Annotated in this window: 8 protein-coding genes; 7 read left to right on the forward strand and 1 reads right to left on the reverse strand. The window is 70.6% G+C overall.

Annotation, left to right across the window (positions count from 1 at the left end):
* Positions 1 to 280 precede the first annotated feature (280 nt).
* The 6 genes from SSP29_RS21780 (at position 281) to SSP29_RS21810 (ending at position 6905) form a co-directional block, all read left to right on the forward strand.
* On the forward strand, positions 281 to 451 hold the full coding sequence (locus tag SSP29_RS21780; protein ID WP_089102354.1) for a Trm112 family protein: 171 nt from the start codon (positions 281 to 283) through the stop codon (positions 449 to 451).
* Between the two features lie 55 nt (positions 452 to 506).
* Positions 507 to 1634: an SIS domain-containing protein gene (locus SSP29_RS21785; protein WP_089102355.1), complete on the forward strand. Its 1128-nt coding sequence runs from the start codon at positions 507 to 509 to the stop codon at positions 1632 to 1634.
* Positions 1635 to 1784: 150 nt separating this feature from the next.
* Entirely contained in the window at positions 1785 to 2936 is a 1152-nt protein-coding gene (gene manA, locus SSP29_RS21790; protein WP_089102356.1) for a mannose-6-phosphate isomerase, class I, read from the forward strand.
* 168 nt (positions 2937 to 3104) lie between these two features.
* Entirely contained in the window at positions 3105 to 4085 is a 981-nt protein-coding gene (locus SSP29_RS21795) for a cation diffusion facilitator family transporter (protein WP_089102357.1), read from the forward strand.
* Positions 4086 to 4628: 543 nt separating this feature from the next.
* Positions 4629 to 6086 carry an adenosylhomocysteinase gene (ahcY, locus tag SSP29_RS21805; protein ID WP_089102359.1) on the forward strand — a complete coding sequence of 486 codons (1458 nt, stop codon included), beginning with the start codon at positions 4629 to 4631 and terminating at the stop codon, positions 6084 to 6086.
* Positions 6087 to 6278: 192 nt separating this feature from the next.
* On the forward strand, positions 6279 to 6905 hold the full coding sequence (locus tag SSP29_RS21810) for a hypothetical protein (protein WP_089102360.1): 627 nt from the start codon (positions 6279 to 6281) through the stop codon (positions 6903 to 6905).
* Between the two features lie 27 nt (positions 6906 to 6932).
* Here SSP29_RS21810 and SSP29_RS21815 read toward each other — a convergent pair whose 3' ends face one another.
* Entirely contained in the window at positions 6933 to 7850 is a 918-nt protein-coding gene (locus SSP29_RS21815) for an RDD family protein (protein ID WP_089102361.1), read from the reverse strand.
* 141 nt (positions 7851 to 7991) lie between these two features.
* On the opposite strand from SSP29_RS21815, the gene SSP29_RS21820 reads away from it, so the two are divergent.
* A complete protein-coding gene (locus SSP29_RS21820; protein ID WP_089102362.1) occupies positions 7992 to 8999 on the forward strand; it encodes a stage II sporulation protein M in 1008 nt (335 codons plus the stop codon).
* Positions 9000 to 9350: the final 351 nt, after the last annotated feature.

Consider the following 9350-nt stretch of genomic DNA (forward strand, 5'->3'; position numbering starts at 1 on the left):
TTCAGCCGACGGAGTCACTGGGTACCTCGGGCACTCTTCAGCCGACCGAGTCACCGCGTACCCCGGACACCTTCCAGCCGACCGAGTCACTTCGCCCCGCCCTCGCCTTTCAACCGACCGAGTCGGGTGGTGGGTGGGCGAAGGTCTCGGGGGTCCAGGGGGCGGAGCCCCCTGGGCGGTCACCCCGGCGGACGGTCACCGGTCACCGACGGCCAGCCCAACCCACCCCACCGGCGGTAACCTGACCGCACGCGAACATCCACCCCCGAAGGGAACCCCCATGCCGCTCGAAGCCGGCCTCCTGGAGATCCTCGCCTGCCCGGCCTGCCACGCCACCCTCAAGGAGCAGGACGCCGAGCTGATCTGCACCGGCCAGGACTGCGGCCTGGCGTACCCCGTCCGCGACGACATTCCCGTCCTCCTCGTCGACGAGGCCCGCCGCCCGGCGTAAGCAGTAGGCACGACAACCGCAGAACATCAGGACCCCGGCAACCGGAGGCCGCTCCATGCTCGACGAATCGCTGCTCGACACCCCGGAGGGCCTCGCCGCGGCCGACCGCCGAGGCCTGCTGCGCGGCGCAGCCGAGGCCGGCGCCCGCGTCCGTACGGCCGCCCGGCACGCCATCGAAGCCGGTGTCCAGGAGCTGAAGCCGGACGGCCGCCCGCGCGCCGTACTGATCGCGGGCCCCGGCGTCGCCGCCACCCACGCCGCCGACCTCCTCGGCTCGCTGGCCGGCCCCGGCAGCCCCGTCACCCGTCTGGCCCCCACCGGCGTCGCCCCGGCCGCCGGCGCCCTGCGCTGGGAGCTCCCCGGCTGGGCCGGCTCCGTCGACCTGCTGCTGATCGCCACCCCGGACGGCACCGAACCCAGCCTCTCCCTCCTCGCCGACCAGGCCTACCGGCGCGGCTGCTCGGTCGCGGCCGTGGCCCCCGCCGGCACCCCGCTCGCCGAGGCGGTGGCCGGCGCCCACGGCCTGTTCATGCCGATGGCGACGGCCCCGTACGACCACGGCGAGCCGCTCGCCGGCTCCTCCCCGGGCGTCCTGTGGGCGCTGCTCACCCCGCTGCTCGCGCTCCTCGACCGGATCGGCCTGGTCACCGCACCGCCGGAGGACCTGGAGAAGGTCGCCGACCGCCTCGACCGCATCGCCGAGCGCTGCGGCCCGGCCATCGTGACCTACAGCAACCCGGCCAAGACCCTCGCCGCGGAACTCGCCGACGCGCTCCCCGTGGTCTGGACGGAGGGCGACTCGGCAGGCCCGGCCGGCCGCCGCTTCGCCGCCGCCCTCGCCGAACTGGCCGGCCGGCCTGCCCTGGTGGCCGAACTCCCCGAAGCCCTGGCGGCCCACACCGCCCTGCTCGCCGGACCGCTCGCCGCCAGCGCCGACCCCGACGACTTCTTCCGCGACCGCGTGGACGAGCCGCCCGCGCTGCACGCGCGCGTGGTGCTGCTCCGCGACCGCCCCATCGGCGGCCTCACCGCCGCACCCGCCGCCCGCGACCTCGCCCTCAGCCATGACACCCCGATCAGCGAGCTGGAGCCCGAGGCGGGCGACGAGCTGGAGACCCTGGCGGAACTGATCGCCGTCACGGATTTCGCCGCCGTTTACCTGGCGCTCGCTTCGGGGGCCTGAGGTGGACACCGACACCGGTCCCGCCGCACGAAGGACGACCTGAGGGCCGTACCGAAGGCGAACCGGTAGGGGAACACGAGGTGAACACAGCCGTGTGCCCCTGCACGACCTTGTTCGCCCTTGCCCGCAGAGAACCGGCAGAGAGAAGTCATGGATCTCCTCGACAACACCGTCCGCCCCTACGCCTGGGGTTCCCCGACCGCCATCCCGAAGCTGCTCGGGGTCGAGCCGAGCGGCGAGCCGCAGGCGGAGATGTGGATGGGCGCTCACCCGGGCGCCCCCTCGCGCACCGCGCGCGGCACGCTCGTCGAGGTCATCGACGCGAACCCGAAGGCCGAACTGGGCGAGGCGGCCGTGGCCAAGTTCGGTCCGCGGCTCCCCTTCCTGCTCAAGATCCTCGCCGCCGGCGCCCCGCTCTCCCTTCAGGTGCACCCCAACCTGGAACAGGCCAGGGAGGGTTACGAGGACGAGGAGCGGCGCGGCATCCCGATCGACGCCCCGCACCGCAACTACAAGGACGCCAACCACAAGCCCGAACTGATCTGCGCCCTCACCGAGTTCGACGGCCTGTGCGGCTTCCGCGCCCCGGAGCAGACGGCCGAACTCCTCGACGGCCTCGGCGTGAACTCCCTCAAGCCGTACGTCGACCTGCTGCGCGCCCACCCCGAGGAAGCGGCCCTGCGCGAGGTACTCACCGCGATCCTCAGCGCCGACCGCGAGGAGATGGCCCACACGGTCGCCGAGGCCACGGCCGCCTGCACCCGCCTCGGCGGCGACTACACGCCCTACGCCGACATCGCCCACCACTACCCCGGCGACCCCGGCGTCATCGCGGCCATGCTCCTCAACTACGTGCGCCTGCAGCCCGGCGAAGCCCTCTTCCTCGGCGCCGGCATCCCGCACGCCTACCTCGACGGCCTCGGCGTCGAGATCATGGCCAACTCCGACAACGTCCTGCGCTGCGGCCTGACCCCCAAGCACGTCGACGTCCCCGAACTCCTGCGCGTCGTCCGCTTCGAGGCGGGTGACGCGGGCGTGCTGCGCCCCGAGGCCGCCCCGGACGGCGAGGAGGTCTACGAGACGCCGATCGACGAGTTCCGGCTCTCCCGGTACGTCCTGCCCGAGGGCACCGCCGCCCACGACCTCACTCTGCCGACCCCGCAGATCCTGCTCTGCACGGCCGGCACGGTCCGCGTCGGCGAGTACGACCTGGCCCCCGGCCGGTCGGTGTTCGTCCCGGCGGGTGAGAAGGCTGAGGTGTCGGGCGCCGGAACGGTCTTCCGTGCCACGGTGATCGTCTGAGAGACCCCCGTTTCTCGCCAGGTCCAGTCGCGGGGTCCGATGGTCGTACCGGGGTGTGGATACCTGACGAGCCGCTCCCGGACAGGGCTGCAAGAATGGCCCACCGGCAAAGCACGGGCAAAGACGAGTACCGGCGAAGACGAGAACGAGAAGGGACAACGCGAACACATGAGCGCGTCAGGCGGCACCAGGGCGATCGTGGCGGCACTCGGCGCCAACCTCGCGATCGCGGCATCGAAGTTCGTGGCGTTCGCCTTCAGCGGCTCCTCGTCGATGCTCGCCGAGGGCGTCCACTCGCTCGCCGACTCCGGCAACCAGTTCCTGCTGCTCATCGGCGGCAAGAAGGCCCAGCGCGAGGCGACCCCGCAACACCCCTTCGGCTACGGCCGCGAGCGGTACATCTACGCCTTCCTCGTCTCCATCGTGCTCTTCTCGGTCGGTGGCATGTTCGCCATCTACGAGGGCTACGAGAAGATCAACCACCCCCACCAAGTGGAGCACTGGTACTGGCCGGTGGGCGTTCTCCTCTTCGCGATCATCGCCGAGGGCTTCTCCTTCAGGACGGCCATCAAGGAGTCCAACGAACTGCGCGGCAAGCTTTCTTGGTCGCAGTTCATCCGCCGGGCCAAGGCCCCCGAGCTGCCGGTCGTCCTCCTTGAGGACTTCGGCGCGCTCATCGGCCTCGTCCTCGCCCTCCTCGGCGTCGGCCTCGCCCTGCTCACCGGCGACGGCGTCTGGGACGGCATCGGCACGGTCTGCATCGGCGTCCTGCTCGTCCTGATCGCCCTTGTCCTGGCCGCCGAGACCAAGTCCCTCCTGCTCGGCGAGGCCGCGGGCGTCGAAGAGGTCCAGAAGATCGAGGCCGCGATCGTCGAAGGCGACACGGTCACCGGCATCATCCACATGCGCACGCTCCACCTCGGCCCCGAGGAGCTCCTCGTCGCCGCCAAGATCGCCGTCCAGCACGACGACACGGCCGCCGAGGTCGCCAAGGCCATCAACGCCGCCGAGGCCCGCATCCGCACCGCGGTCCCCATCGCCCGCGTGATCTATCTGGAACCCGACATCTACAGCGAGGCAGAGGCCGCCAAGGGCCCCGACCCGGAAGCCACCCCGGGCGGCCCGACCCCTCCCCCCGCCGACCACTGACCCCCCTCTTCCTCTTCTTCCTCTTCGCCCGACAGCACGGGCCCGCTCCCTTCGGCTCGCCGGGGAAGCGGGCCCGTCGTCATCCGCCGCTCGGGACGGCGACCCCCGTGCGCGCAGGCCCGACCGGATCGATCAGGCCGATCCCTCGACACCTTCGTCGCACGAGGTGGTGCCGCCCCCGGACACCCCCGCGAAACCGACCGGAACCCTTGGTCTCCCCGCACCCCACACCCCCGGCGCCCACCCCACCGCACCCTCGCCGACACCCCCGAGAACCACGCTCACCCTCCTCGAACGGCGTGATCTGTTCGGAGGCGGACTGGGGACGGCCCGCTCCTGCGGTGTAGCTTGGGACGGAGCCAGACGTCGCTGCTGATGGCGGTCGGGCGGTCCCCTACGGACCGTCCGAGGGAGAGAGGGCCTCCGACGGACTGCGCTGCGCGTACGTGGGCATGCCTGTGTCCTCTTCTCGGGCACCCCTGTGTCCGCCGCCGCGCAGACCAGCCGTACCCACCCTCGACCCAACCCGAGGAGCAGCTCGCAATGACGACTGTCGACAACCGACAGGACTTCAAGGTCGCCGACCTCTCCCTGGCCGAGTTCGGCCGCAAGGAGATCACCCTCGCCGAGCACGAGATGCCCGGCCTGATGGCGATCCGCAGGGAGTTCGCCGCCACTCAGCCGCTGGCCGGCGCCCGGATCATGGGCTCGCTGCACATGACCGTGCAGACCGCCGTCCTGATCGAGACCCTGGTCGCCCTGGGCGCGCAGGTGCGCTGGGTGTCCTGCAACATCTTCTCCACCCAGGACCACGCGGCCGCCGCCATCGCCGTCGGCCCGAACGGCACGCCCGACAACCCGCAGGGCGTCCCGGTCTTCGCCTGGAAGGGCGAGACCCTGGAGGAGTACTGGTGGTGCACGGAGCAGGCGCTGACCTGGCCGGACAGCCCCACCGGCGGCCCCAACATGATCCTCGACGACGGCGGTGACGCCACCCTCCTCGTCCACAAGGGCGTCGAGTACGAGAAGGACGGCAAGGTCCCCGGCCTGGAGACCGCCGAGTCCGACGAGCACCGCGTCATCCTCGAACTCCTGCACCGCACCATCACGGACGGCTCGCAGAAGTGGACCCAGCTGGCCTCCGAGATCCGCGGCGTGACCGAGGAGACCACGACCGGCGTGCACCGCCTGTACGAGATGCAGCGCGACGGCGTCCTCCTGTTCCCGGCGATCAACGTCAACGACGCCGTCACCAAGTCGAAGTTCGACAACAAGTACGGCTGCCGCCACTCGCTGATCGACGGCATCAACCGCGCCACCGACGTCCTGATCGGCGGCAAGACCGCGGTCGTCTGCGGCTACGGCGACGTGGGCAAGGGCTGCGCGGAGTCCCTGCGCGGTCAGGGCGCCCGCGTGATCGTCACCGAGATCGACCCGATCTGCGCCCTCCAGGCCGCGATGGACGGCTACCAGGTCACGACCCTCGACGAGGTCATCGACAAGGCCGACATCTTCGTCACCACGACCGGCAACAAGGACATCATCATGGCCTCGGACATGGCCAAGATGAAGCACCAGGCCATCGTCGGCAACATCGGCCACTTCGACAACGAGATCGACATGGCCGGACTCGCCAAGGTCCCCGGCATCGTCAAGGACGAGGTCAAGCCGCAGGTCCACACCTGGAAGTTCCCCGACGGCAAGGTGATCATCGTCCTCTCCGAGGGCCGCCTGCTGAACCTGGGCAACGCCACCGGCCACCCGTCGTTCGTGATGTCCAACTCCTTCGCGGACCAGACCCTGGCCCAGATCGAGCTGTTCACCAAGCCCGACGAGTACCCGGTGGGTGTCTACACGCTGCCCAAGCACCTCGACGAGAAGGTCGCCCGCCTGCACCTGGACGCGCTCGGCGTGAAGCTGACGACGCTGCGTCCCGAGCAGGCCGCGTACATCGGCGTGGAGGTCGAGGGTCCGTACAAGTCGGACCACTACCGCTACTGAGCCCGGGCCCTGCCCACCGGGAAGCGCACCCGTGCACTGACGCGCACTCCCGGTGGCAGGTCCTCCGGTCCGCCGAGGCAGGCCCCCGCACCCCCGTGCCGGGGGCCTGCCCCTTTGGCCCGTCGACCGCCCGCGCGGCCGTACCTCGGGTCCGAGCGCCGGACCCACACCCCGTCAAGCCCCAGGACCCCCATGCCCCGCGGCCGCTATTCGCTCCACGATCCGCACGATCACACCCCCCTCGGCGAAGAACACTTCCAGTGCGCCCCCGGCCCCTCCGGCTGGCGTTATGTCTCCCAAGTGACCACCCCCTCCGGTGACCACGGCGGCTCGGTCGATCTCGCCCTCGACGACCTCGGCCGCCCCATCCGCCTCGAACTCCATGCCGGGGGCTGGCAGGTGCGCGGCGCCGCCCTGGACGGCGTCACCTGGGTCCGCACGGACCCCACCGGCACCCATGCCACCGAAGGCAATGTGCGCGCCCACGCCTTCACCGGCACGTCCCCCGCGTTCCTGGTCGCCACCGCCCGTCTGCTGCGCCTCACCCCCTCCTCCGCCGCGACCCGCGTACGCCTCGTGGCCTTCACGGACCCGGTCCTCGCCCCCCGCACCGTGGACCAGTCCTGGGCCCTGCTGAAAAGAGAAACACACGCCACTGACAACGGCCCTCTGACCGTGGACGAATACCAGGTCACAGCCCTGGACACGGGCGAGCAGCACCTCGTGCACCTCGCCGGAGACGTGGTCCTGTCAGCCCCCGGAATCGAGCTGGAGGACCTGCAGTCACCGCCGTCGGTCTTCAAGGACCCCGACGACTGAACACAGGTCCAACGGGCCGAACCACGCCTACGCCGGCGGCACGAACCCGGTGGCGGGCCGCTCGGCCGCCGCCGCGGGAGGGGCGACGGGCGCGGCCGACGGCGGAGGCAGAGGGGCAGATACAGGGCCAGGGCCAGAGGGCGTACCGGGCACCGGAGGCGCGTACGCGTTGGAGGCACCGGAAGACGCGGGAGCATGCCCGGCGAAGGCCCGCCGGGCTTCACGGGCCTGCCGCTCCTGTACCACCGCCGCCAGATACGCGGCCGGCGGAATGTCCGGAGGCACCGGAGTCCCCGTCCGGGCCGCGAGATCGCCCGCGAGCTGTACGGCCATCGCCCACGAGACCTGCGGATCGAGCTGCTGCATCCGCGTCAGGTACTGCCGGACCGTGAGCCACAGCCCGTCCGGAACCGCCGACAGGTCCAGCCCGGCGAAACGTCCCGCCAGCCAGGGCGGAGGCGGCGGAACGAAACGGGCCTGCCCGACGGGCACCCGCTCCCGCACGACCAGGGTCCCCGCGAACACATCCCCCAGCCGCCGCCCACGTGCCGAGACCAGCGAGGCGATACAGGCGACGACCCCGAACGTCACCAGGATCTCGACCACGCCGAGAGCGCCCCGCACCAGCGCATGCCGGAACCGGATGGGCCCGCCGTCATCCCGCACGACCCGCAGTCCGCACGCCATCTTCCCGAGCGAGCGACCGTGTGTCAGCGTCTCCACCGCGATCGGCGCACCGACCAGCACCAGCAGGAAGGCCGCGATCGCCAGGGCGATCTGCGCGGCGTCGTCGAGCGAGGCCGTGGCCGCCGCCAGACCTATCGAAATGGCGATGTACACGGTGAAGGCCACGATCAGGTCGAGCAGCACGGCCAACGCCCTGCTGGGCAGTCTCGCAGGACGCAGTTCGAGCGCCACCGCCTCGCCCGTCACCAGCTCACTCACGCCCGCCGCCTTCCCCTGGTCTGCCCCGTACAGCGCAAGTCTGCCAAGCTGAGGACGCATCGCGCCGCAGTACGACAAGCTGACAGCCGCGACATTGCTACGACAGGCAGTCGACGACCAGCCGAGGAGCAGGCAGACCCGATGGACCTCGACGTCTTCGTCTCCGCACACCGAGCCGAGTGGGACCGTCTCGACGCGCTCCTCCGCCGCCAGCGGCGGCTCAACGGAGCCGAGGCCGACGAACTCGTCACGCTCTACCAGCGCACCGCGACCCATCTCTCCCTGATCCAGTCCAGCGCTCCCGATCCACAGCTCACCGGGCGCCTCAGCCAGCTCGTGGCACGCGCGCGCAGCGCGGTGACAGGCACCCGGCGCGCCTCCTGGCGCGACGTCGCCCGCTTCCTCGGACAGGGATTCCCGGCCGCCGTCTACCGCTCCCGCCACTGGTGGGTCCCGACCGCCCTCGTCTCCACCGCCGTCGCGATCCTTCTGGGCTGGTGGATCGGCACCCACCCGGACGTGCAGTCGACCATCGCGGCCCCCAGCCAGCTCCGCGAGCTGACCCGCCCCGGCGGCGAGTACGAGACCTACTACTCCAGCCATCCCGCGGCTTCCTTCGCGGCCCAGGTGTGGACGAACAACGCCAGGGCGGCCGCGATGTGCCTGGTCCTGGGCGTCTTTCTCGGTCTTCCGGTCCTCTGGATCCTCTTCGAGAACATGCTCAACCTGGGCGTCGGCTTCGGCCTGATGTCCTCGGCCGGCCGCCTCGACACCTTCCTGGGCCTGGTCCTCCCGCACGGGCTGCTGGAACTCACCGCGGTCTTCGTGGCCGCGGGAACCGGACTCCGCCTCGGCTGGACTCTCATAGACCCCGGCCCGCGCAGCCGCCGTATGGCCCTGGCCGAAGAGGGCCGCGCCGCCGTGGGCATGGCGATAGGCCTGGCCCTGGTCCTGTTCGTCTCCGGCGCCATCGAAGGCTTCGTCACCCCGTCCGGGCTGCCGACCTGGGCGCGCATAGGCATCGGGGTAGTAGCTGAGCTGGCCTTCCTGGCCTACGTCTTTGTCGTGGGGGGCCGTGCCGCTCGCGCCGGCGAGACGGGTGACCTTGAGGAGACCGAGCGCAGCGCGTTCGTCCCAACGGCCGCCTGATGTGCGGAGACGTCCCGTGAGCTGCTAGTGTCCTCCTCGTCCTGGAAGACCCGTTGACACGGGTTGGATGGGGAGGTAGATTCAAACAGTTGCCTAGAACTGGACAGGTTCAGGGCCGATCGTTAGAATCGATCTGCTTCACAACGGAGGGTTGCCCTCCGAACATCGAAGCCATCCTTCGATTTACTCAGAAATGAGTGGCCGGTCAGACCGGCCAAGAACTTCTGATAAAGTCGGAATCGCCGAAAGAGAGCCGAAAGGCAATCGAAAAGGCAAAGGCCCTCCAACGGCCACCGGAAATGAAATCCGACCGGAAACGGAACGGAAAACGGATCTGGTAAGGTTGGAAAC

Source organism: Streptomyces hyaluromycini, assembly GCF_002217755.1.
Lineage (GTDB): Bacteria > Actinomycetota > Actinomycetes > Streptomycetales > Streptomycetaceae > Streptomyces > Streptomyces hyaluromycini.

Coding starts and splice junctions, on each gene's coding strand:
- SSP29_RS21795 (WP_089102357.1), top strand. CDS start 3,105: ATGAGCGCGTCAGGCGGCACCAGGGCGATCGTGGCGGCACTCGGCGCC.
- ahcY (WP_089102359.1), top strand. CDS start 4,629: ATGACGACTGTCGACAACCGACAGGACTTCAAGGTCGCCGACCTCTCC.
- SSP29_RS21780 (WP_089102354.1), top strand. CDS start 281: ATGCCGCTCGAAGCCGGCCTCCTGGAGATCCTCGCCTGCCCGGCCTGC.
- SSP29_RS21810 (WP_089102360.1), top strand. CDS start 6,279: ATGCCCCGCGGCCGCTATTCGCTCCACGATCCGCACGATCACACCCCC.
- SSP29_RS21785 (WP_089102355.1), top strand. CDS start 507: ATGCTCGACGAATCGCTGCTCGACACCCCGGAGGGCCTCGCCGCGGCC.
- manA (WP_089102356.1), top strand. CDS start 1,785: ATGGATCTCCTCGACAACACCGTCCGCCCCTACGCCTGGGGTTCCCCG.
- SSP29_RS21820 (WP_089102362.1), top strand. CDS start 7,992: ATGGACCTCGACGTCTTCGTCTCCGCACACCGAGCCGAGTGGGACCGT.